The organism is Vibrio sp. 1288 (assembly GCF_033344475.1).
Map to the genome: position 1 here is coordinate 1 of NZ_JAWPOX010000410.1, position 760 is coordinate 760.

At 46.3% G+C, this 760-nt stretch carries 1 protein-coding gene; it reads left to right on the plus strand.

All coding sequences use genetic code 11. The features are described 5' to 3' along the window. Window positions 1-137: 137 nt before the first annotated feature. On the plus strand, window positions 138-760 hold a 623-nt coding region (locus R8O11_RS27105; RefSeq protein WP_318194859.1), incomplete at its 3' end, for a LacI family DNA-binding transcriptional regulator.

Below are 760 nucleotides of genomic sequence, written 5' to 3' on the forward strand. Positions count from 1 at the left end.
TGTTTCTTTAAAAACAACTCTATAACAATAAGTGTATGATTTTATTGTGGATATTATGTTTGGCTTTTGGTGGCTTGTCGGCATCCTGTGTATTCGTCATAATGTTACATGTAACATTATTGATAAATCACATATTTATGGCTCAACAGAATAAAAAAACACGAACGACATTGCAGGATGTCGCAGACCAAGTTGGCGTAACAAAGATGACGGTTTCGCGCTATATGCGCAATCCAGAATCGGTGGCTGAGAAGACCCGCGTGAAAATTGCCGCGGCAATCGAGGAGATGGGGTACATCGAAAATCGCGCCCCCGCGATGTTGTCTAAGTCTTCCAGCAAAGCCATCGGCATCTTACTTCCTTCTCTGTCCAACCAAATTTTTGCTTCCTTTGTTCAGGGCATAGAGACGGTCACTAAGGCTAACGGCTACGAAACACTACTGGCACACTTTAGCTACGATGAGTTGGAGGAAGAGCGCAAAATCGCCTCTTTGCTTTCCTACCAAGTGGATGGGTTGATTTTGACTGAAAGTCACCACACTCCACGCACGTTGCAGATGATCAAAAACGCTGGCGTTCCGGTGGTCGAAACCATGGAATTGCCGCCACAACCGATTGATATGGCTGTGGGCTTGGATCATGAAGACGCTTCGTACAACGCGGTGAAACGTATGTTGGACGCTGGTAAGCGCACCATTGTTTATTTCGGTGCGCGTTTGGACACGCGTACCAAACTGCGTATGCAAGGTTATGATCGCGC